Here is a 21,413-nt window from a genome sequence, read left to right as displayed (position 1 = left end):
GTCAACTCGACGAAAAGCGTGTCGAGTTGACACCCCGATCCTGGCGCGGCAAACGATCAGGCACGACTCGTGACGGGACCCCACCCGAAGCGCACGGGACAAGCAGCTCGCCTTCGGCGTCGCCTTGCCTCGGCTTCGCCTTCGGGTCGCCTCGCCTTCGGCCTCGGGGCGATTGGGCTTGCCCGATGCGCGCGGGGCCGCCTTCGGCGTGCGGGGGGGAGCAGTTCGTTCGGCTGGCTAGCCCAGGTTTTTGCAGGTGGGCGGTGGCAGCGGGTTCAAGGGACTGCACGGCCAGCCCGAGGATTGGGGTGGGGCGCTCGTCGTGGCCGCCGGTGGGGGTGGCGGGGCCGGGTTCGTCAGGGCCGGGGGTGGGGTGGTGGTTTTCTTCGTCGGTTGTTGCGTGCTCGGGGTCGAGGTGGGGCTCGACGGTGCGCTGCTGTCCGGTGGGGAGCTCTCCGTTGAGCTCGGCGGGGTGTTCGAGGTGGATCTGATCCAGGTGGAGGCGGGTGTCCGGCTCAGTGGATCTTCGTCGGCCACGCCGTGGATCGCCATGCCGACCAGAACGCCCAGCAGTGCGGACCCGAGCACGGCGGAACCACCTGTGGCCCACAGTGCGCGCACAGCGGTCCTCCTCTGAATGCTCATGATTGGAAGTGGAACGATCACGCTCTTCGGCAGATTACCGGGTAGGCCGGTCGCAGGAGAACGCTCGCCTGCATGCCTTATCGGCTTCCTGATGGCCCCGGTTGAGTGATCGCTGTCACTGATCTGTGATCCGGGCGAGTACCAAACTGGCCCCGGAAAGGCCTGCCACCAGCACGGTTCCGGTCAGATGCCACGTCGGAGCGTCACCCGTGCAGGTGAACACCTCGGTGAAGCGTTGTGAGGAGCAGGTGACGAACGGGACCGAGGAGAGGGCTATCGAGGCGGCCGCCACGCCGCCCAGGAGGGCGGAGCCGAAGGTGCGCATCAGTGGGAAGGCGGCGTTGGCCGTGCCCACGGCGGCGATGGCGAAGAGGAGTGGGACGGGCTTGGGGAACAAGCCCGTCAGGGCGCAGCCGACCATCAGGACACCGAGCACGGCCTGGCCGATCCTCGCCTGCGTCGCCACGGCAAGGACCCTAACAACTCCGTAAGCTCTTTTCGGGGCGATTTGGGCCAGTATTTTCGGTATGCCGGATCGTCGAATTCTGATCCCCGTCGCGGTGGTGCTGGTTGCTGCCCTCGGGGTCGGGTTGTACCTGTTCCAGCCGTGGCGACTGCTCACGGTGCGCGAAACGCATGAGGCGCTGCTCGTGCCCTCGTCGACGTCTGCTCAAGCGCCGGCGGGGACTTCGGCGGCCGTCGTGGAAACGCCGAAGGAGATCGCGGCGGGCGAGTGGCGTTCGCTTGAGCACGCGACCACCGGTAAGGCGAGCCTCATCAAACTGCCGGGTGGCGCGCATTCGGTCCAGTTCGCGGCGTTGGACACCAGCGACGGGCCTGACCTGTACGTATACCTCTCGCCGCACGCCTCGGGGTCGGCTGAGAAAACATTTGGTCAGGGATTCACCAGTCTGGGCAAGTTGAAGGGAAATCGTGGCGACCAGGTGTACGAAATTCCCGCCGGCGTGGACGTGTCCGCCATTCGGAGTGTCGTGATCTGGTGCCAACGGTTCTCGGCGGGGTTCGCTGTAGCACCGTTGGAACAAGTATGAAACATCAACCAGGTCTTGCTCTCTTCACACTATTGACTTTCCTGGTCTAGACCACATAACGTTAACAACAGGACATAACATCGTCCCTTGCCGATGGGCGTGCGGAAGCCCCGTTGGCGAGGAGCACGGCTCACTGGGTGGGCCCTTCGCCGGCGGTGACGCGGCTCCAACTCTCCCCGGAGCCGCGTCACCGCCAGCGGCGTTTTAGTGTGGTTCGTGCACACCCGGACCGTGGCGATCCACTACGTGCGCGCGGCACTGCGCGCGTGCCCGTCGCCGTCCGAGGTCATGGCGGGGGCCGGGATTCCGCCGAGCCTTCTCGCTGACGACCGGGCCCGTGTGACGCCCGCGCAGTACACGAAGCTCATCCAGACGCTGTGGGAAGTCCTCGACGACGAGTTCATGGGCTTCGGGCCGCGCCCGTCGAAACGCGGCACGTTCGCGATGATGTGCCTGCTGGCGGTCCACTGCCCGGACCTCGACTCGGCGCTCAGACGCGGGCTCGCGTTCTACGCGCTGTTCGACGAGCCGCTCGACCTGTCGCTGAACGCCGGGCGCTTCTCGCTGCACGTTCCCGGCGACCCGGACCACTTCCTGACGGAGTCGCTGCTGGTGCTCTGGCACCGCTTCTCGTCGTGGCTGATCGGCCGCCGCATTCCGCTGCGGGAAGCCGGGTTCGCCTACCCGGAACCGGCGCACGCCGCCGAGTACCACCTGATCTTCGGGTGCCCGCTGACGTTCGACGCGCCCTCCACGGCGATCTCGTTCGACCCGAAGTTCCTGCGCATGCCGGTGGTGCAGGACGAAGCGGGGCTGCGCCGGTTCCTGAGGCACTCGCCCGCGGAGCTGTTGTCGCGCCGGGACCACGGCGCTGACACGGCGGGACACGTGCGCCGGCTGCTCGGGCGCGGGATGAGCGGGCTGGAGGTCGTGGCGGCGCAGCTGGGCGTGTCGGCGCCGACGCTGAGACGGCGGCTGGCCGCTGAGGGGACGTCGTTCCGCGAGGTGCGCGAGCAGTTGCTGCGCGACCAGGCGGTGGCCTCGCTGGTGCGGGGCGGGGAGTCGGTGGAGGAACTGGCGCTGCGCCTCGGGTTCTCCGAGGCTAGCGCCTTCCACCGGGCCTTCAAGCGGTGGACCGGGTCCTCACCCGGCTCCTACCGCGCGTGACTCACCAGTCCCAGACGTCGCCCGCAGCCGAGGCCTGGACCGAGTCCGTCCGGGGCAGGAGCGTGTCGATCGAGGCCGGGCCCGCCAGTGCGAGCATCGCGGCGGCAGCGGACACGATCGCGGTGAACATCTTTTTCATGGCACAGAGCTTGCGGCCGCCCGGTGGACGGCCGCAAGAACTCCAAAACGTCGTAAAACGTCAGAACTTGTCGCGCTCCCGCAGCGAGGCCGGCGGACGGAACCGCTCCCCGTACGTGTCCGCGAGGTAGTCCGCGCGCTCCACGAACGCCTGCACGCCGTAGGAGTTGATGAACTGCAGCGTGCCACCGCTCCACGGCGCGAACCCGAACCCGAAGATCGAGCCGATGTTCGCGTCGGCGACGGACGTCAGCACGCCCTCGTCCAGGCACCGCACGGTTTCCAGCGACTGCACGAACAGCAGCCGGTCCCGCACGTCCTGTTCGGAGACCCCCGCGTCGGCCTTGGCGTACCGCGTGGTCAGCTCGGGCCACAGGAACTTCTTCGAGCCGTCGGCGGGGTACTCGTAGAAGCCCGCGCCCGTGGACTTCCCGGCGCGCCCCAAGTCGACCATCTCGCGGATCAGGTCGTAGGCTGCGCTGTCCGCCACCAGCGACGGGTCGTCGGCGAGCGTCTGGTCGTGGATCTTCAGCTGCAGCGACAGCGTCACCTCGTCCGACACCGCCAGCGGGCCGACCGCCATGCCCGCCTTGCGAGCGACGTTCTCGATCAACGCCGGGGCGACGCCCTCGGCCAGCATCGAGATCGCCTCGATCACGTACGTGCCGAACGTGCGCGAGGTGTAGAAGCCGCGCGAGTCGTTGACCACGATGGGCGTCTTGCCGATCTGCCGCACGTAGTCCACTGCCCGCTGCAACGTCTCCTCGGACGTCTTCTCGCCGCGGATGATCTCGACGAGCCGCATCTTCGGCACTGGCGAGAAGAAGTGCAGTCCGATGAACCGCTCGGCGTCCGGCACCGCGGTGGCGAGCCCGGTGATCGGCAGCGTCGAGGTGTTGGACGCGATCACCGCGTCAGGCAGTGCTGCGGACTCCGCGGCGCCCAGGACCTTGTTCTTCAGCTCGCGGTTCTCGAACACCGCCTCGATGATCAGGTCGCAGCCCGCGAGGTCGTCGTCGGAGTCGGTCGCGGTGATGCCGGGAAGGTCTCCAGCGCCCTTCTGGGCCGCTTCGAGGGTCACGTCCTTCAGGACGACCTCGATACCGGCTTTCGCTGACACCTCGGCGATTCCAGCGCCCATCATGCCCGCGCCGAGCACGCCCAGCTTGGCCACGCGCTTGCCGGACGACGACGCGCGGCCGTTGACCTCGTTGAGGTTGAACCAGAACGCCGTGATCATGTTCTTGGAGACCTGACCGGCGGCCAGTTCCACGAAGTAGCGGCCCTCGATCTTCAGCGCCGTGTCGAAGTCGACGTAGGCACCCTCGACCGCCGCCGCCATGATCTTCTCGGGCGCAGGGTACGCGCCGTGGGACTTCTTGCGCAGCACCGCGGGCGCCGCGCCCAGGAGCCCGTAGCTGTTGGGGTCACCGAACTTCAGGTCCGGCACCCCGGCACCCTGCACGTCCCACGGCTGGACCGGCGCCGGGTTCGCCGCGATCCACGCGCGGGCTTCGGAGAGAAGCTCCTCGCGCGAGGACGCCAGCTGGTGCACGAGACCGGCCTGCAGCGCGCGTTCCGGACGAAGCTGCTTGCCCTCCATGAGCAACGGCAACGCCTTCTGCACGCCCAGCAGCCGCACCATGCGCGTGACGCCACCGCCGCCGGGCAGCAGACCCAGAGTGGCCTCGGGCAGGCCGATGCGGATGCTGTCGTCGTTCAGCACGATCCGGCGGTGCGCGGCCAGCGCGATCTCGAACCCGCCACCCAGCGCGGAGCCGTTGATCGCCGCGACGACCGGCTTGCCGAGCTTCTCCAGCCGCCGCAGCTGCGACTTGAGCTCCTCGACGCCTTCCAGCGCCTGGGAAGCGTTCTCCGGCGTGACCGCGATCAGCACGTTCAGGTCGCCACCGGCGAAGAACGTCTTCTTGGCCGACGTGATGATCACACCGGTGATCTCGTCACCTTCGAGCCTGGTGACGGCGTCGCCCATCAGCTCCTGGTACTCGGTGTTCATCACGTTGGCGGAGCCGGACATGTCCATCGTCAGGGTGACGATGCCGTCGGAGTCCTTGTCGTAGTGGAAAGGCATCCCTCAGACCCTCTCGATGATCGTCGCGATACCCATGCCGCCGCCCACGCACAGCGTGGCGAGGCCGCGGCGCAGGTCCCGGCGCTCCAGCTCGTCCAGCAGCGTGCCGAGGATCATGCAGCCGGTCGCGCCGAGCGGGTGGCCCAGCGCGATCGCGCCGCCGTTGACGTTGACCTTGTCCTCGGAGACCCCCATGTCCCGCACGAACTTCAGCACCACGGACGAGAACGCCTCGTTGACCTCGAACAGGTCGATGTCCTCGACCGACAGGCCGGCCTTGTCCAACGCCTTGCGCGCGGACGGCGCCGGCCCGGTCAGCATGATCGTCGGCTCGGTTCCCACCACCGCAACCGAAACGATCCGGGCACGCGGCGTCAGACCGAGCGAACGCCCGGCGGCCTCGGAGCCGATCAGCATCGCCGCGGCGCCGTCGACGATCTGCGACGAGTTGCCCGGCGTGTGCACGTGGTTGATGCGCTCGACGGTGGGGTAACGGTCGATCGCCACGGTGTCGTAGCCGAGGTCGCCGTGGAACTGGAAGCTCGGCTTCAGCCGGCCCAGAGATTCCACAGTGGACTCAGGGCGGATCGTCTCGTCCTCCTTCAGCACCACGGTGCCGTTCTGGTCGACCACCGGCACCACGGACCGCTCGAAGAAGCCGTTCTTCTGCGCCTCGAAGGCAAGCGCGTGCGACCGCGCGGCCCACCCGTCGACGTCCGTGCGCGAGAAGCCCTCCAGCGTCGCGATCAGGTCGGCCGACACGCCCTGCGGCACGAACGACAGGTCGAAGTTCGTCCCGGGGTCGATCGCCCACGCGCCACCGTCGGACCCCATCGGCACGCGCGACATCGACTCGACGCCGCCCGCGACGACCAGGTCCTCGAACCCGGAGGCGACCTTGGCGGCCGCGAGGTTCACCGACTCCAGGCCGGACGCGCAGAACCGGTTGAGCTGCACACCCGCCGGGCGCTGGTCCCATCCCGCGGCCAGCACGGCCGTGCGGGCGATGTCACCGCCCTGCTCGCCGAGCGGTGACACCACGCCGAACACGACGTCGTCCACCGCGGAGGTGTCGAGGGAGTTGCGTTCGGACAGCGCGCGCAGCACCCCGGCGGCGAGAGCGACGGGCTTGACGCTGTGCAGCGACCCGCGCTTCCCCTTGCCGCGCGGCGTGCGCACCGCGTCGAAGATCAAGGCTTCGCTCATGCCACCACGCTAGGCCCGGCCTCTCAAGCTGGCCATGACCGTGAAGGGTGACCGATTAGCTCACCCGGAACTCCATGTGCTCCGGCTCGTCGGAATCCACGAACCCCAGCCGCTCGTAGAGCCGCCGAGCAGGCAGGTTGTCGTCGTACACCTGCAGCCGCACGAGCGTCCAGCCCTCTGCTGCCGCCTCCGCCAGCACAGCCCTGACCAGCGCTTCTCCGACACCTCGGCCGCGGTGGGAGGGCCGCACCCACATCGAGTACAGGTACAGGCCGCTCGGCTTGCCGAAGGCACCGACGAGGCCGGCGGGATCCGGATCGAGCGCGACCAGCCGCGGGCCGTCTTCCAGCGTGCGGCGCCAGTCGGCCTCGGTGAACGCCTCCTCGCGGGCGAGCGTCGACCCGAACCCGCCGGGATCCGCGCCCAGCGCCTCCAACCGGACGTCCCGCCAGAGCTCCCAGTCGTCCGGCGTGACCTGGTGGATCTGCATATCGAGCAGTCTGGACGACGAGGGTGGGAATTTCGCTCACTTTTTCGGGCGACGGCCTGGCGCGGCGGTCATGGCGTGGATCACGGCCGGGTGGTTTCGTGGAACGCATGGCAGAGCGTCGATCGCGGTGGATGGACAGCGACCTGGACCAGTTGCGCCAGCTCGCCCGCACGTTCATGGAGAAGGAGGTCGTGCCGCACCAGGAACGCTTCGCCGAGCAGAAGCAGGTCGACCGCGACCTGTGGCGTCGCGCGGGTGACGTGGGGCTGCTGTGCCTGAGCATCCCCGAGGAGTACGGGGGCGGCGGCGGCACGTTCGCACACGAGGCCGTGCTGCTCGAGGAACAGGCGCGCGCCGGTGACAGCGCCTGGGGCAACAGCGTCCACAGCGGGATCGTCGCCCACTACCTCAACTCCTACGGGTCCGAGGAGCAGAAGCGGCGCTGGCTGCCCAAGCTCGCGTCCGGCGAGTACGTCGGCGCGATCGCCATGACCGAACCCGGCGCGGGCTCCGACCTGCAGGGCATCCGCACGAGGGCTCTCCGCGACGGTGACGAGTACGTCATCAACGGCTCGAAGACGTTCATCACGAACGGCGTGCACGCCGACCTGGTGATCGTGGTGGCCAAGACCGACCCCGCCCAGGGCGCCCAGGGCATCTCGCTGATCGTCGTGGAGAACGACATCCGGCGCGGCCGCGTGCTCGACAAGGTCGGCATGAAGGGGCAGGACACCGCCGAGCTGTTCTTCGACGACGTGCGCGTGCCCGTCGCGAACCTGCTGGGCGACCAGGAGGGCCTCGGGTTCGTGCAGCTCATGCACCAGCTGCCGCAGGAACGCCTGATCATCGGCGTCTGCTCGGTCGCGGGCATCGAGGCGGCCGTCGACGTGACGCTGAAGTACGTGAAGGAGCGCACGGCGTTCGGCAAGGAGCTGATGAAGTTCCAGAACACCCGGTTCAAGCTCGCCGAGTGCGCCACCGAGGCGGCCGTGACCAGGGCGTTCATCGACGAGTGCATCGACAAGCACCTGCGCGGCGAGCTGGACGTGCCGACGGCGGCGATGGCGAAGTGGTGGGCCAGCGACCGGCTGGGCAAGGTCGTCGACGAGTGCGTGCAGCTGTTCGGCGGCTACGGCTACATGAACGAGTACCCGATCGCACGTGCCTGGTCCGACGCCCGCGTGCAGCGGATCTTCGGCGGCACGAACGAGATCATGAAGGAAATCATCGCGAGGTCCTTGTGACTGCTACATCGAGGACAGGACCTCTGGCAGGACTTCGCGTGGTCGAGCTCGCCGGTCTCGCGCCCGCGCCGTTCGGCTGCATGGTGCTCGCGGACCTCGGCGCGGACGTGATCCAGGTGCACAAGCCCGGCAGTCACCCGACGGTCCCCGGCGACTTCCTGACCCGCAACCGGCGCTCAGTCGCGATCGACACCCGCAAGCCCGAGGGTGCCGAGCTGGTTCTTCGGTTGGTCGAACAGTCGGACGTGCTGGTCGAGGGCTTCCGGCCGGGCGTCACCGAGCGGCTGGGCATCGGTCCGGCGCAGTGCCTCGCCCGCAATCCGCGCCTTGTATATGGACGCATGACCGGCTGGGGGCAGGACGGGCCCCTGTCCGACCGTGCCGGGCACGACATCAACTACATCGCCGTCGCGGGCGCTTTGGAGCCTCTCGGACGCGCAGGCGGGCCACCGTCGTTCCCGATCAACCTGCTCGGCGACTTCGGCGGGGGAGGGCTGCTGCTGGCTCTCGGCGTGCTCGCGGCGCTGTACGAACGGGAGCGCTCCGGACGTGGCCAGGTCGTGGATGCCGCGATGGTCGACGGGGCGGCGTTGCTGACGACGTTCCTGCACGGGATGCGCAACGCGGGCATGTGGTCCGGCGGGCGCGGCGAGAACATGCTCGACGGTGGCGTGCCGTTCTACGACGTCTACGAGGCCGCGGACGGGCAGTTCGTGGCCATCGGCGCGCTGGAGGAGAAGTTCTACGCCGACCTGGTGCGCGTGCTGGGCCTGGAGGACGCACCGACGCGCAACGACCCGGCGAACTGGCCTGACCTGCGGGAACGAATCGCGGCGGCGGTGAAGACGCGGACGCGGGACGAGTGGGCTGACCTCGCGCGGGACACCGACGCGTGCCTGGCGCCGGTGCTGACGCCCGCCGAAGCGGCGCGGCACCCGTACAACGCGGCGCGGGCGACGTTCGTCGACGTCTCCGGTTCGCCGCACCCGGCGCCGGCTCCTCGCTTCGACCGGACTCCGGCGTCGGTTCCGACGCCTCCGGTAACGACCGGGATGAACACCGGGGAAGTGCTTGCCGACATAGGTGTGGCGGACGCCCGAATTATGGAACTGCGCCGGGCAGGAGTTATTGGATGAATGCTCGCGTGCGCATTAATAAGGACACGACGGGGTGACAGAGCGTGATGCCGTCGGTTCGGCATCCGGGTGAGGCTCGGTTCAACATGTCTGGTCCACGCTGTGGGATGCGAGGGAGTCCGTGTTCACCTCGTGCCCAGGACATCGGCGCTGCTGAGGCCTCTCTTTAGCCGCCATTCGGGTGACATTCCCCGTCAGCAGGCGTGCGTGGCCGGTGGATCCTGGGGGCAGTTGGGCGTGGTCGTTGTTCATCAGCCGGGTGAATGAGGGACCATGTCGGGTGACACGGGCGGTCTGCCGCCTCACCTGTGAGCGAGATGGACGGAGAGGTACCTGTGAACCTCAAGAAGGTGCTAGTGCTGGCGGTCGTCGCGCTGGTGCTGTTCCTCCTGATCACCCGGCCCGAGGAGTCCGCAGGCGCGGTCCAGACGCTCCTCGGCTGGCTGAGGCAGGGCGCGGAGTCGATCATCACCTTCATCAGGAGCCTCTTCGGGACGGCGACGCCTGTCGCCTAGTGACTCTCGGTGATCCTCGGCCATCTGCGTTGGACCGGATGGGTGGAAAGAGGCCAATCACGCACTGGTAACGGGTGTTCTGGGGATTCAGGGTCTGGCGATTGTCAGACCTACCGAATACCTTCCGCTGCAATGGCCGATCCCCGACCGACGAGGAGGCACATATGGTCGAGGACTCCGGGGTCCACGAGCTGTTGCAGCAGTGGGCGGCTGAACGGTCTGATGACGCAGAGATGCAGGAGGTGAACCGGATCAAGAACGCGTGGCTCGCTGAGGCTCCCCCCTCGGCGCCAGGCATCCCCGCACAGCGGGGCGGCAGGGGCGGGCCCTCGCGTGGCTTGGTCAAGGTCGACTCGGCGGATCCGGCCTACGTGGCCGCGATGCGCAAGCGGGCGCCGGAGGCACCCGAGGCACTGCTCGCCGCCGCGGCGAGCTACTGGCAGCTGGTTGGCGATGTCGCCGAGGCCGAGCAGTGGTGGGACGCGGGCATCAGCCCGTTGGACCAGCGCGCGCTCGACTATCGCGCGGCGGGTCTGAGCCCTGCCGACCTCGGGCGGCGCCTGGGACCGATGACGGTTCTCCAGCACCTTCGCCGCGGTTCCGCCGCAGCCTGGTGTGTCGCACGTCTGCAGAGGCAGCGCCGGGACGGCGTGGCGTAGTAGAGGGAACGGGCTGTCGGAGGCGGCAGCCCTGTATCCATGCGTTCCAAGTAGTGTGGAGGCCGTGCGCGGCCTCCTTACACCCCAGCGAGTGTTGATCGGGTTTGCCTGTCTGGTGGCCCTGATCGCCTGTTGCGGGCTCGCGTACTGGCAGTGGCAGCGCTTCGAGTCCGCCAGCGGCACGTTCCAGAATCTCGGTTACGTGCTCCAGTGGCCGCTCTTCGGCCTCTTCCCGGCCTTCATGGTGTGGCGTTTCCGCCGTTTGGCGCGCCAGCGTCGTGACGAGGTTCTCTCCGCACCGGAGCCGGTTGCGGCCGCCGCGAAGCCGATGACTACCGTTGACGCCGTCAAACCCGCGCCTGTCGAGCACTTCGACGATCCTGAAGACGCGGAGCTCGCGGCCTACAACCGCATGCTCGCGGACCTCAACGCGCGGGACGGTCGTTGAGCGAAGGCGGGCTGATGAAGGGTGCGTTGACCCGGTTCCGGGTCATGGCTTACGTGGTCGGTGTCTTCCTGCTGCTCCTGTGCGTGGCGATGGTGCTCAAGTACGCCGCGGACATGGGTCAGTTCATGAAGGTCGTCGGGCCGATCCACGGCTTTCTCTACGCCATTTACCTGGTCATTTCCGTCGACCTGGCGCTGAAGCTGCGCTGGTCGATCAAGGGCACCGCCCTCGTGCTGCTCGCCGGGACGATCCCGTTCCTGTCGTTCTGGGCTGAGCGCAAGGTGGTCGAGAAGACTGCGCAGGGCGTGCCGCTGTGACGTTTGGCCTGCTAGCGTCTGGGGCTACCAACTGAACACGGCCGTCGATGTCGCGCGGGAGAGCTCACTTGAGTGTGAGCGCCGAAGGAGCAACTCCTCCCCGGAATCTCTCAGGTACAGGTACCGCACGACGAAGGCAACTCTGAAAAGCAGGCCCATCGGCCTCGCCCACGGTGCAAGTCGCGTGCTGCGCGGCGAAGCTCTCAGGCTCATGACAGAGGGGGAGGCTCGCTCTGGTGAGGAGTCTCCGATGGACCGTGTCATTCTTCTGTTGCCTCAGCCGGCCCAGGCCGGCTCTTCGGCGCACCCTGGAGGAGCGTTCTGATGTCCCGCCTCACGCCTCTGAACGCCGAGCACGAGCAGCTCGGCGCGATGTTCACCGACTTCGCGGGCTGGCGGATGCCGCTGCGCTACTCCAGCGAGCTCGCCGAGCACCACGCGGTGCGCACCACCGCGGGCCTGTTCGACCTCACGCACATGGGTGAGATCGTGCTGACCGGACCCCAGGCCGGCGAGGCGCTCGACTACGCGCTGGTCGGCCACATCTCGGCGCTGGCCGTCGGCAAGGCTCGCTACACGATGATCACGCAGGCCGACGGCGGCGTGATCGATGACCTGATCGTGTACAGGTTGGGCGACGAGGAGTTCATGGTCGTCGCCAACGCCTCCAACGCCGCTGTGGTGGCTGACGCTCTGGTCGAGCGCGCCGCCGGGTTCGACACCGTCGTCACCGACAAGTCGACCGACTACGCGTTGATCGCGATCCAGGGCCCGAAGTCGGTCGAGATCCTGTCCGGACTCACCGACACCGACCTGTCGGCCGTGAAGTACTACGCCTCCTACCCGTCCACCGTGGCAGGTGTCGACGCGCTGCTCGCCCGCACCGGGTACACGGGCGAGGAGGGCTTCGAGCTCTTCGTGGCGCCGTCCGACGCCTCGGCCGTCTGGGCCGCGCTGCTGGAGGCGGGCGAGGCGCACGAGCTCAAGCCGTGCGGTCTCGGCTGCCGCGACACGTTGCGTCTCGAAGCCGGAATGCCCTTGTACGGCAACGAGCTGACCACGTCGCTGACGCCGTACCACGCTGGTCTCGGCCGCGTCGTGAAGCTCGACAAGCCGGGCGACTTCGTGGGCCGCGACGCGCTGACGAAGGTCTCGGAGTCCGATGTGGACTCGGTCCTGGTCGGACTGAAGACCCCCGAGCGCCGCGCCCCGCGGCACGGTTACGCGGTGCTGAACGGCGACGAGGTCGTCGGCGAGGTCACGTCGGGCGCGCTGTCGCCGACGCTCGGCTACTCGGTCGCCATGGCGTACGTGACTCGGGCCAGTGCCGAACCCGGCACCCCTCTGCTGGTGGACGTCCGCGGCAAGAAGCAGCCGGTCGAGGTCGTCGCACTTCCGTTCTACAAGCGCGCCAAGTAGGGAGATCTTCCAGATGTCCGACCAGTTCAACGCCTCCCTCGCGGAGTACGACCCCGAGGTCGCCGAGGCCGTCGCGGCCGAGCTGGCGCGCCAGCAGGGCACTCTCGAGATGATCGCCTCGGAGAACTTCACGCCCGTCTCGGTGCTGCAGGCACAGGGTTCGGTGCTGACCAACAAGTACGCCGAGGGCTACCCCGGCCGCCGCTACTACGGCGGCTGCGAGCACGTCGACGTCGTCGAGCGCCTGGCCATCGAGCGCATCAAGTCGTTGTTCGGCGCCGGTTTCGCCAACGTCCAGCCGCACTCGGGCGCGCAGGCCAACGCCGCCGCGATGTTCGCGCTGCTGCAGCCCGGCGACACGATCCTCGGCCTCGACCTCGCGCACGGCGGTCACCTCACGCACGGCATGCGCATCAACTTCTCCGGCAAGCTCTACAACGTCGTGCCGTACCACGTGTCCGACTCGGACGGCCGCGTCGACATGGCCGAGGTCGAGCGCCTGGCGCAGGAGCACCGCCCGAAGCTGATCGTCGCCGGCTGGTCCGCGTACCCGCGCCAGCTGGACTTCGCCGAGTTCCGCCGCATCGCGGACTCGGTCGAGGCCTACCTGATGGTCGACATGGCGCACTTCGCGGGCCTCGTCGCCGCGGGCCTGCACCCGTCGCCCGTGCCCCACGCGCACGTGACGACGACCACGACCCACAAGACCCTGGGCGGTCCCCGTGGCGGTGTGATCCTCTCGAACGAGGCGGACATCGCCAAGAAGATCAACTCCGCGGTCTTCCCCGGCCAGCAGGGCGGCCCGCTGGAGCACGTGATCGCCGCCAAGGCCGTGGCGTTCAAGCACGCCGCCTCGCCGGAGTTCGCCGACCGCCAGCGCCGCACGCTGGAAGGCTCGAAGATCCTGGCCGAGCGCCTGTCACAGCCGGACGTGGCCGCCGCGGGCGTGAAGGTCCTCACCGGCGGCACGGACGTCCACCTGGTCCTCGTCGACCTGGTGAACTCCGAGCTCGACGGCAAGCAGGCCGAGGACGTGCTGCACCAGATCGGCATCACGGTGAACCGCAACGCCGTCCCGAACGACCCGCGGCCGCCGATGGTCACCTCGGGTCTGCGCATCGGCACCCCGGCGCTGGCCACCCGCGGTTTCGGCGAGGTGGACTTCGCCGAGGTCGCCGACGTGATCGCCGAGGCCCTCAAGCCGGGTGCGGCTGTTGACGAGCTGCGCGCCCGCGTCGAGGTGCTGGCCGCCAAGCACCCGCTGTACAGCACGCTCTGATTTACCGCACCAGTTCGACCGGGCGACCGGCCTGCACCGACCACACCTGGCCGGTGCGCCGGTCGCCCAGCACTGTCTCGGCAGCGGCGGCGACCTCCTCCGGCGTGGCCAGCTCCAGTCCCGCGGCCACCAGTTCCGACCGGTACGCCGCCACTGCCCGCGTGTCGACCAGGCCGGGGCACAACGCGTTGATCCGGTAGCCCGGCGCGGTCTGCGAAATCGACCGCACCAACCCGATCTGCGCGTGTTTCGCTGTTCCGTAGCAGACGTCGGGCGAGCCGGTCAGCCCGGCGATGCTCGACATCACGAGCGCCGAGCCGTTCAGCACTGCGGAGCACGCGGCCAGCCCGTAGACGACCGCGTCGAGGTTGATCCGCATGGCGTCGCGGTAGCCGGCCACGCTGAACGAACGCGGTCCGGCGGCACCGGCGTTGAACACCGCGATGTCGAGTCCGCCGAACCGTTCGACAGCGGCGGCCACGACACGTTCGTTGCCCTCGTACGAGCGCACATCGGTCCGAACGAACAAGCTGCCGCGCTCCCCGTCCAGATCGACGTCGGCGATCACCACGTCGTCGCCCCTGCCGATCAGCCGCCTGACCAGTGCCGCGCCGATGCCGTGCGCCCCGCCGGTCACGAGCGCGATCATGCCCGGCTGACGTGCACGCCGTTGATGCGCAGCCCGGCCCGGTGCATGACCATCCGCGAGTACACCCGTTGGACCACAACGAGAACCACGAGCAGGACCACCAGCAGCACGTCGTCGAGCACCGGCACCAGGTCGATCGGCAACGTCAGCGCCATGCCGACCCGGATCGCGGTGTCCGCCAGGAAGATCACGCCCCAGATGGCGGTGCAGCCGCGCAGCGCGTGCCGGATCGCCGGGTACTTCTCCCAGTTCTCCGTCCACACCTGCTTCTTGTCCTCGGGTAGTACGAGCATCGCCATCGAGTGGAGCAGCGGCCGCTTGAAGAACAGGCTCGCCAGCATCACGACGCCGAATGCCGCGGTGCCCCACGCCGCGCGCACGAGCAGCACTCGCGGTTCCCCGGTCACGAACGACATCGCGAAGCCGAGCACGACCGCGCCGAGCACGAACGCGTTCACCCCGCTGATGCGTCGTTCGGTGATCACGGAGTAGATCACGCGCAAGGCCGGTATCACGCCGCTGAGCACGAGTGCTGTCGTCTGGTCGGCGCCGAGTGCGCGCGATCCGTAGTAGATGCCCGTCGGTACGAGCAGGTCGATCGCTAGTTTCCGGAACATTCGTCCCCCAGACGAACTGCGAGGTCGATCGCGGTGATGACCTCGGTGGTGTAGGTGTCCAGATCCACGTCGGACCCGTCGCGCACGCGTTGTGCGGCCGCGTCGACGGCCGCGCGGATCAGCACGGCCATCGAGCGGGTGTCGAACTGGCGGAACTCCCCGGCCGCCTTACCGGTTTCGAGCAGTTCGGCCAGGCCGGTGACGCTGAAGTCCTGGCTGGTCGTGCTCGTGTAGCCCTCTCCGGACGGGGTGCGCAGGTGCGGGCCGATCTCGGTGAGCGCGACGATCTCCCTCGGGTGATCGCGCAGGAACCGCAGGTTCGACTCCAGGTAGGCGCGCAGCTTGCCGCCCCACGTGGTCTCGGCGGCCATCGCGGGTGCCATGACCTGGCCCGCGGCGGTGAAGACGTCGATCACGACCTGGCGCAGCAGGTCGTTCTTGTCCGCGAAGTGGTACGAGATCATCCGCGGGCTGCTCAGCCCCGCCCGTTCGGTGATTTTGGCGAACGTCGCCTGGTCGTAGCCCAGTTCCGCGATGGTCTCGATCGCCGCCCGCACGATCTGCGCGCGCCGTGCCGCCGTTCTGCCCGTGTGCTCCACGGTCACCCCCGTTTTTATCCAGCTAGATAAAACACTACCAGACGAACGCAAGCAGGGCCCGCCTGAACCAGGCGGGCCCTGCTTGCGAAGCGAGAGAGCGAAACGACGGGAACCCCGGCCCCTTCCCCAGGGCCGGGGTTTGTCCGTTCAGAGTGGTGTGTGTCTCAGTTGGACCGTCCTAACGGGATGCTTTGGGGGCTACGCCGCCGGTGCCGTGACGCCAGGGGGCAGGCATTCCACGTTGCGCTTGCCGTTGGGCTGGATCACGAACCAGGTGCCACCAACGCCCTGGCCCTTCCACTTGCCCGGGCCCGGGTCCAGCGAGTAGGAGTAGACCGGCCACTTGTCGATGGCGACCTGCTTCTTGCCGTCCGCGCGGGTGATCAGCGAGACGATGCTCGGGTCGATGCCCTCGAGCTGCGGGACGGTGTCCGACAGGAAGGGCGGCCACGTCACAGCGCACTTGTCGTTGCAGTTGGACTTGGTTTCCGGCTTCGGAGTGTCCTTGTCGAAGCGGTACATCGTGCGGCCGTCGCCGTCCTGGACGACCATGCCCATCTTGTCGACCTGCTTGCCGACCAGCTTCAACGAGCTGACCGGGGCGGCTGCGGGAGGCTGCGCGGCGGGGGGCTGCGCGGCCGGGGCCGGGGTTTCCGGTGCTGCCTGCTGAGCAGGGGTCTCGGGTGCCTGAGCGGGCTCCTGGAGTACCGGGGCAGTTCCCACGTCGCCGTAGTCACCGAGGACGCCCAGGTCGGTTTCGGTCTGTGCCACCGGCTTCGAGTTCGTGTTGCTACCCGTTGCGCTCCAGACACCCAGACCCAGCACAACTGCCAGCCCCGCGGCGAGCCCGATGGCAATGCGGTTACGTCGGATCACACTCATGTCCTCCTTGTTCCGTCGTTCGCTCTATCGAGGCCATACGGGCGTGGTTGCGTCTCGGTTCAGAAACGAACCGAACCTCTTGCCGCCCCGAACGTCTGGCGGAGCCAGGTCGTGCAGGAGGTGCAGGGTGGTCGTCGCTGGTCAGCTGGCAGGAATGGCCGAGCGGGTGCTGGGTTCGGCGTTGCCGATCGGAATTCGGGCGTGGGACGGGAGCGTGGCCGGGCCGCAGGACGGCACCGTGCTCGTGATCCGCAGTCGCGACGCTCTCCGCCGGCTCGTGTGGAGTCCGAACGAGCTCGGTCTCGCGCGCGCGTACGTGAGCGGCGAGCTCGACGTGGAGGGAGATCTCGCGGCGGGGCTCGCCCAGATCTGGGGACTCGTGCGGCGCGGGGGCACCCGCAGGCCGCGTGTGGCGGAGGTCGCGAAACTTGCATTGCAACTGAAAGTGTTGGGTCCCAATCCGTCCGCGCCTCGAGAGGAGGCACGGCTGCGCGGCGCCTTGCACACCAAGGCGCGCGACCGGGACGCCATTTCGCATCACTACGATCTGAGCAACGCGTTCTACCAGCTCGTGCTCGACCCGAGCATGGCCTACTCGTGCGCCTACTTCACGTCCTCATCGGACTCGCTCGCGCAGGCCCAGCACCACAAGCTGGACCTGGTGTGCCGCAAGCTCGACCTGCAGCCGGGTATGCGGCTGCTGGACGTCGGCTGCGGCTGGGGCTCGATGATCATCCACGCGGCGCGCAACTACGGCGTGCACGCGGTCGGCGTCACCATCTCGGCGCAGCAACGAGAGCACATCCTCGCGCGCGTGGCCGCGGAAGGGTTGCAGGACCTCGTCGAGGTGCGGCTGCAGGACTACCGCGAAGTGCTGGACGAACCGTTCGACGCGATCTCCACCATCGAGATGGGCGAGCACGTCGGCGAACGCAACTACCCGACGTACGCCTCGACTTTGCACCGGTTGCTGAAGCCGGAGGGACGCCTGCTGCTGCAACAGATGTCGCGCGGCCACAACGCCCCCGGCGGCGGCGCGTTCATCGAGTCGTACGTCGCGCCGGACATGCACATGCGACCCGTCAGCGCCACGACAGGATTTCTCGAAGCCGCGGGTTTGGAGATCCGCGACGTGCACGCCATGCGCGAGCACTACGTCTGGACCGTGCGGGCGTGGGCGCAGACACTGGAAGAGCGGTGGGACGAGGTCGTCGCGCTGGTCGGTGAGGGGCAGGCGCGCGTGTGGCGGCTGTACCTCGCGGGTGGCGCGCTGACGTTCGAGGAAGGACGGATGGGCGTGGACCAGATCCTGGCGGTGCGCAGGAACGAGCACGGACGCAGCGGCATGCCGCGCGTGCGTCGTGAACTGGTGGCGCGATGAGCTACCTGATCAGCTTCCTGGTCGTGCTGGCACTGCTCAGCGGCCTGTTCCTGTACGCGGACGCACGTCGTCGCTACGACCTGATCGACTCCGCGTGGGGCCCCGGATTCGCGGTGATCGCGGTCGTCACGCTGCTGTTCGCGGAGGGCGAACCAACTCGGCAGTGGGTGGTCGCGGCGCTCACCGCGGTGTGGGGCGTACGCCTGGGCCTGCACATCTTCGTGCGCAACTCGGGCAAGGACGAAGATCCGCGATACCAGGACATTTTGAGGCGTGCCAAGGGAAATCCGCGCCTGCGGATGTACCGCGTCTACTTGATCCAGGCCGTGCTGATGTGGATCGTGTCGCTGCCGGTGCAGGCCGCGCCGCATCTTTCGGCCCCGTTCGGAGTGCTAGATTGGGTGGGCACTGGCGTGTGGATGGTCGGCTTCGCTTTCGAGGCCGTGGGTGACTGGCAGCTCTCCCGGTTCCGGTCGGACCCGGCGAACAAGGGCGCCGTGATGGATCGCGGACTCTGGCGCTACACAAGGCATCCGAACTACTTCGGCGACGCTGTCGTGTGGTGGGGCCCGTACCTGTTCGCGCTGCACTCGTGGCTGTCCGCGCTCACGATCATCGGTCCGGTGATCATGACGTGGCTGCTCGCCAAGGGCACCGGCAAATCGTTGCTCGAGAAGGACATCGTGTCGCGTCGCCCCGGCTACGCGGAGTACGTCCGGCGTACGAGCGGGTTCGTGCCGCTGCCTCCGAAGAGTCGCGTGAGCTAGCGACGTGATGTTCGGCGGTGAGGTCCGGCAGGGCGCTGCGCTGCGGCCGCGTTCGCAACCCCACCTGGGGCTGTGGTGCGCGAGGTGAGCCTGCTCGGGGCACCGGCTTGGTGCCGGGCGGGGTGGGTTGTGGCGTGATCGTCGGCGGTGCGTTCGGTGGAGCGCGTCGGCGTTGGTTGGTGCTGCCGCGTCCGTTCCGCGACCTTGCAGCCTGCCGATGTGTCGGCAAGTCCTCCGGGGTTTGTGTCGCGCTGGGGTGGGCCTGCTTGGGGTACCGGTTCGGTGCAGAGCGGGTGAGTTGGTGGCGTGATCGTTGGCCGACGGGTCCGACGGGTCCGACGGGTCCGACGGGTCCGACGGGTCCGACGGGTCTGGCGGGGCGCGTTGCCGTTGGGTGGTACTGCCGCCCCCGTTCCTGCCTCCGCCCTCCGCCCTCCGCCCTGCGGTTCTGCGGCCTGCCTCCGTCGCGCGGCGCTGCGGCCTGCCTCCGTCGCGCGGCGCTGCGGCCTGCCTCCGTCGCGCGACCCAACTCGCCTGCGCGTCCACAACCCCCACCGGGTCTGTATCGCGCCAGGTGAGCCTGCTCGCGACGCCGGTCCGGCGAGGAGCCGCGGGTTAGTGTGGGCGGGTGGGCAACGACATCTCCTTCCCGCGCCAACAGGCGCGCACCCAGCGGTTCACCGTAGGCGCACCCAGGACCTTCGCGGTGTCGTCAGACGGGGCACGTGTCTTCTTCCTGCGTCCGGCCACGGCCACGAGCCGCGCGAACGGACTCTGGGAGCTGAACACGGCCACCGGCGTCGAACGGCTGCTGGCCGACCCGGCACAGCTGCTGACCGACCCGGAGGACCTGCCGGCCGAGGAGAAGGCCCGCCGCGAGCGCACGCGCGAGTCCGGCGCGGGCATCGTCGGCTACGCCCTGTCGAAGGACGCGACGGTCGCGTCGTTCGCGCTGTCGGGCCGCCTGTTCGTGGCCGACCTGACCAGCGGTGCGGTCCGCGAGCTGCCGACCCAGGGCGGCGTCATCGACCCGCGGGTCGACCCGACGGGCACGCGTGTGGCGTACGTCACGCGCGGCACGCTCAGGGTCGTCGACCTGGACTCGGGTGACGACTACGCCGTCGCGGTCCCGGACGGCGAGGACGTGACGTTCGGCCTGGCCGAGTTCATCGCGGCCGAGGAGATGTCGCGCTACCGCGGTTACTGGTGGGAGCCGAACGGCACCCGCCTCATCGCCGCGCGCGTGAACAACGCCACGGTCCAGCGCTGGTACATCGCCGACCCGGCGAATCCGGCCACGGCGGCCACCGAGATCGCCTACCCGGCCGCCGGCACCCCCAACGCGAACGTGACGCTGCACGTGGTGTCGCTGGACGGCACCTTCGTGCCGGTGCTGCTCGAGTTCGACTACCTCAACGACGTGCACTGGTCGTCCGGCGGCGCTCCGCTGATCACCACGCAGACCCGCGACCAGCGCACCCGGCGGATCTACTCGCTCGCCCCCGAAACCGGCTCCGTCACCGAGCTCGTCACCGAGACCGACCCGACGTGGATCGAGGTCACCGGCGGCGCCCCCGCCTGGACCCCGGACGGCCGCCTCGTGCGCATCGTCGGCTCCGGCGACGAGTACGCCCTCCAGGTCGGCGACGACGTCGTGACCACGGGCCTGCAGGTGCGCCGCGTCCTCGACATCGCCGACGACTCGATCCTGGTCGCCGCCTCTGCCGACGACCCGACGCAGACCCACGTCTACTCGGTCGGCACCACCGTCGAGAAACTGTCCACTGAGGACGGCGTGCACACCGCGATCCGAGGCGGTGACACGGTTGTGCTCGCATCGGCCACTTTGGACCGATTCGGCGTCCGCGCCACCGTCGGCGCCCACGAGATCGAGTCCTGGGCCGACACCCCGGTACTCAAGGCCGCCCCGCGCCTGCTGACCCTGGGCGAACGAGACATTCGCGCCGCCCTCCTGCTGCCCACCGGACACACCCCGGGCACCAAGCTCCCGGTCCTGATGGACCCGTACGGCGGCCCGCACGCCCAGCGCGTCGTCTCGTCGCAGAACGCCTTCCTGGCGTCCCAGTGGCTGGCGGACCAGGGCTTCGCGGTGATCGTCGCCGACGGCCGCGGCACGCCCGGTCGCGGCCTGGCCTGGGAACGCGCCATCGCCTACGACTTCGCCGGCGCCACCCTGGAAGACCAGGTCGACGCTCTGCACGCCGCGGCGGCCATCGAGCCCGACCTGGACCTCAGCCGCGTGGCCATCCGCGGGTGGTCGTACGGCGGCTACCTGTCGGCACTGGCCGTCCTGCGCCGGCCCGACGTCTTCCACGCGGGCATCGCCGGCGCACCGGTCACCGACTGGCGGCTCTACGACACGCACTACACCGAGCGCTACCTGGGCCACCCGGACGAGAAGCCCGAGGTCTACGACTCGAACTCGCTCATCGCCGACGCGGACAAGCTGTCCCGCCCGTTGATGATCATCCACGGGCTGGCCGACGACAACGTGGTGGCTGCTCACACGTTGCGGCTGTCGAGCGCGTTGCTGGCGGCAGGGCGGCCGCACACGGTGTTGCCGCTCTCCGGCGTCACGCACATGACCCCGCAGGAACAGGTTGCTGAGAACCTGCTGCTGCTTCAGGTCGACTTCCTTAAGCAGTCACTGGCGTGAGCAAGTACGGCGGGACCGGTGTCAGGCTCGGTCC

The 21,413-nt window shown here is 68.6% G+C and carries 23 protein-coding genes and 2 riboswitches; of the genes, 14 read left to right on the top strand and 9 right to left on the bottom strand.

All coding sequences use genetic code 11. From position 1 onward, the window contains the following. Nucleotides 1–256 precede the first annotated feature (256 nt). Nucleotides 257–637, top strand: a complete 381-nt coding sequence (locus tag ABZ345_RS28900; protein WP_359855272.1) for a hypothetical protein — start codon at nucleotides 257–259, stop codon at nucleotides 635–637. A gap of 123 nt (nucleotides 638–760) precedes the next feature. On the opposite strand, the gene ABZ345_RS28895 is transcribed toward ABZ345_RS28900, so the two are convergent. Then, nucleotides 761–1,111, bottom strand: a complete 351-nt coding sequence (locus ABZ345_RS28895; RefSeq protein WP_359855269.1) for a hypothetical protein — start codon at nucleotides 1,109–1,111, stop codon at nucleotides 761–763. A 61-nt stretch (nucleotides 1,112–1,172) separates the two neighbouring features. Here ABZ345_RS28895 and ABZ345_RS28890 point away from each other — a divergent pair, with 61 nt between their 5' ends. Further along, nucleotides 1,173–1,697, top strand: a complete 525-nt coding sequence (locus ABZ345_RS28890; protein ID WP_359855266.1) for a DM13 domain-containing protein — start codon at nucleotides 1,173–1,175, stop codon at nucleotides 1,695–1,697. Between the two features lie 216 nt (nucleotides 1,698–1,913). After that, a complete protein-coding gene (locus tag ABZ345_RS28885) occupies nucleotides 1,914–2,864 on the top strand; it encodes an AraC family transcriptional regulator (RefSeq protein WP_359855263.1) in 951 nt (316 codons plus the stop codon). Between the two features lies 1 nt (nucleotide 2,865). On the opposite strand, the gene ABZ345_RS28880 is transcribed toward ABZ345_RS28885, so the two are convergent. From ABZ345_RS28880 to ABZ345_RS28865, 4 genes are read right to left on the bottom strand one after another with little or no spacing between them, the layout of a single operon-like run. Further along, a complete protein-coding gene (locus ABZ345_RS28880) occupies nucleotides 2,866–3,003 on the bottom strand; it encodes a hypothetical protein (protein ID WP_359855260.1) in 138 nt (45 codons plus the stop codon). A 60-nt stretch (nucleotides 3,004–3,063) separates the two neighbouring features. Beyond that, nucleotides 3,064–5,094 carry a 3-hydroxyacyl-CoA dehydrogenase NAD-binding domain-containing protein gene (locus ABZ345_RS28875; protein WP_359855257.1) on the bottom strand — a complete coding sequence of 677 codons (2,031 nt, stop codon included), beginning with the start codon at nucleotides 5,092–5,094 and terminating at the stop codon, nucleotides 3,064–3,066. A gap of 3 nt (nucleotides 5,095–5,097) precedes the next feature. Further along, entirely contained in the window at nucleotides 5,098–6,300 is a 1,203-nt protein-coding gene (locus ABZ345_RS28870) for an acetyl-CoA C-acetyltransferase (RefSeq protein ID WP_359855256.1), read from the bottom strand. A gap of 55 nt (nucleotides 6,301–6,355) precedes the next feature. Then, a complete protein-coding gene (locus ABZ345_RS28865; protein WP_359855253.1) occupies nucleotides 6,356–6,790 on the bottom strand; it encodes a GNAT family N-acetyltransferase in 435 nt (144 codons plus the stop codon). Between the two features lie 107 nt (nucleotides 6,791–6,897). Here ABZ345_RS28865 and ABZ345_RS28860 point away from each other — a divergent pair, with 107 nt between their 5' ends. The 8 genes from ABZ345_RS28860 (at nucleotide 6,898) to glyA (ending at nucleotide 13,807) form a co-directional block, all read left to right on the top strand. After that, the gene (locus ABZ345_RS28860; protein ID WP_359855251.1) at nucleotides 6,898–8,034 is read left to right on the top strand and encodes an acyl-CoA dehydrogenase family protein; all 1,137 of its coding nucleotides are present in this window, start codon (nucleotides 6,898–6,900) and stop codon (nucleotides 8,032–8,034) included. Next, nucleotides 8,031–9,170 (top strand): CaiB/BaiF CoA-transferase family protein, encoded by a 1,140-nt coding sequence (locus ABZ345_RS28855; RefSeq protein ID WP_359855248.1) that lies wholly within the window; start codon nucleotides 8,031–8,033, stop codon nucleotides 9,168–9,170. The genes ABZ345_RS28860 and ABZ345_RS28855 overlap by 4 nt, the downstream gene beginning before the upstream one ends. A gap of 317 nt (nucleotides 9,171–9,487) precedes the next feature. Continuing rightward, nucleotides 9,488–9,685, top strand: a complete 198-nt coding sequence (locus ABZ345_RS28850) for a hypothetical protein (protein WP_359855290.1) — start codon at nucleotides 9,488–9,490, stop codon at nucleotides 9,683–9,685. A 164-nt stretch (nucleotides 9,686–9,849) separates the two neighbouring features. Continuing rightward, entirely contained in the window at nucleotides 9,850–10,344 is a 495-nt protein-coding gene (locus ABZ345_RS28845; RefSeq protein WP_359855246.1) for a helix-turn-helix transcriptional regulator, read from the top strand. A gap of 115 nt (nucleotides 10,345–10,459) precedes the next feature. After that, nucleotides 10,460–10,792 (top strand): hypothetical protein, encoded by a 333-nt coding sequence (locus ABZ345_RS28840; RefSeq protein ID WP_359855243.1) that lies wholly within the window; start codon nucleotides 10,460–10,462, stop codon nucleotides 10,790–10,792. Nucleotides 10,793–10,806: 14 nt separating this feature from the next. After that, nucleotides 10,807–11,109 (top strand): DUF3817 domain-containing protein, encoded by a 303-nt coding sequence (locus ABZ345_RS28835; RefSeq protein WP_359855240.1) that lies wholly within the window; start codon nucleotides 10,807–10,809, stop codon nucleotides 11,107–11,109. 45 nt (nucleotides 11,110–11,154) lie between these two features. Beyond that, a riboswitch (glycine riboswitch) is annotated at nucleotides 11,155–11,245 on the top strand. Beyond that, a riboswitch (glycine riboswitch) is annotated at nucleotides 11,246–11,337 on the top strand. 96 nt (nucleotides 11,338–11,433) lie between these two features. Next, nucleotides 11,434–12,528 carry a glycine cleavage system aminomethyltransferase GcvT gene (gene gcvT, locus ABZ345_RS28830; RefSeq protein ID WP_359855237.1) on the top strand — a complete coding sequence of 365 codons (1,095 nt, stop codon included), beginning with the start codon at nucleotides 11,434–11,436 and terminating at the stop codon, nucleotides 12,526–12,528. A gap of 13 nt (nucleotides 12,529–12,541) precedes the next feature. Next, on the top strand, nucleotides 12,542–13,807 hold the full coding sequence (gene glyA / locus ABZ345_RS28825; RefSeq protein ID WP_359855234.1) for a serine hydroxymethyltransferase: 1,266 nt from the start codon (nucleotides 12,542–12,544) through the stop codon (nucleotides 13,805–13,807). A 1-nt stretch (nucleotide 13,808) separates the two neighbouring features. On the opposite strand, the gene ABZ345_RS28820 is transcribed toward glyA, so the two are convergent. From ABZ345_RS28820 to ABZ345_RS28805, 4 genes are all read right to left on the bottom strand, one after another. After that, the gene (locus ABZ345_RS28820) at nucleotides 13,809–14,456 is read right to left on the bottom strand and encodes an SDR family oxidoreductase (protein WP_359855231.1); all 648 of its coding nucleotides are present in this window, start codon (nucleotides 14,454–14,456) and stop codon (nucleotides 13,809–13,811) included. Beyond that, nucleotides 14,453–15,073 (bottom strand): VC0807 family protein, encoded by a 621-nt coding sequence (locus tag ABZ345_RS28815; RefSeq protein ID WP_359855228.1) that lies wholly within the window; start codon nucleotides 15,071–15,073, stop codon nucleotides 14,453–14,455. The genes ABZ345_RS28820 and ABZ345_RS28815 overlap by 4 nt, the downstream gene beginning before the upstream one ends. Further along, nucleotides 15,058–15,678, bottom strand: coding sequence for a TetR/AcrR family transcriptional regulator (locus ABZ345_RS28810; RefSeq protein ID WP_359855227.1), 621 nt, complete (start codon nucleotides 15,676–15,678; stop codon nucleotides 15,058–15,060). Before ABZ345_RS28810 ends, ABZ345_RS28815 begins: the two co-directional genes overlap by 16 nt. A 192-nt stretch (nucleotides 15,679–15,870) precedes the next feature. Beyond that, nucleotides 15,871–16,554: a hypothetical protein gene (locus ABZ345_RS28805; protein ID WP_359855224.1), complete on the bottom strand. Its 684-nt coding sequence runs from the start codon at nucleotides 16,552–16,554 to the stop codon at nucleotides 15,871–15,873. Between the two features lie 154 nt (nucleotides 16,555–16,708). Between ABZ345_RS28805 and ABZ345_RS28800 the strand changes: the two genes are divergently transcribed. From ABZ345_RS28800 to ABZ345_RS28790, 3 genes are all read left to right on the top strand, one after another. After that, on the top strand, nucleotides 16,709–17,935 hold the full coding sequence (locus tag ABZ345_RS28800; protein WP_359855287.1) for a cyclopropane-fatty-acyl-phospholipid synthase family protein: 1,227 nt from the start codon (nucleotides 16,709–16,711) through the stop codon (nucleotides 17,933–17,935). Further along, nucleotides 17,932–18,702, top strand: coding sequence for a DUF1295 domain-containing protein (locus ABZ345_RS28795; protein WP_359855221.1), 771 nt, complete (start codon nucleotides 17,932–17,934; stop codon nucleotides 18,700–18,702). Before ABZ345_RS28800 ends, ABZ345_RS28795 begins: the two co-directional genes overlap by 4 nt. 628 nt (nucleotides 18,703–19,330) lie before the next feature. Next, the gene (locus tag ABZ345_RS28790; RefSeq protein ID WP_359855218.1) at nucleotides 19,331–21,379 is read left to right on the top strand and encodes a prolyl oligopeptidase family serine peptidase; all 2,049 of its coding nucleotides are present in this window, start codon (nucleotides 19,331–19,333) and stop codon (nucleotides 21,377–21,379) included. Nucleotides 21,380–21,413 lie beyond the last annotated feature (34 nt).

It is taken from the genome of Lentzea sp. NPDC005914 (genome assembly GCF_040629405.1).
GTDB lineage: Bacteria > Actinomycetota > Actinomycetes > Mycobacteriales > Pseudonocardiaceae > Lentzea.
The sequence above is the reverse complement of the archived record's forward strand: the minus strand, read 5'-3'. Positions and strand labels throughout refer to the sequence as shown.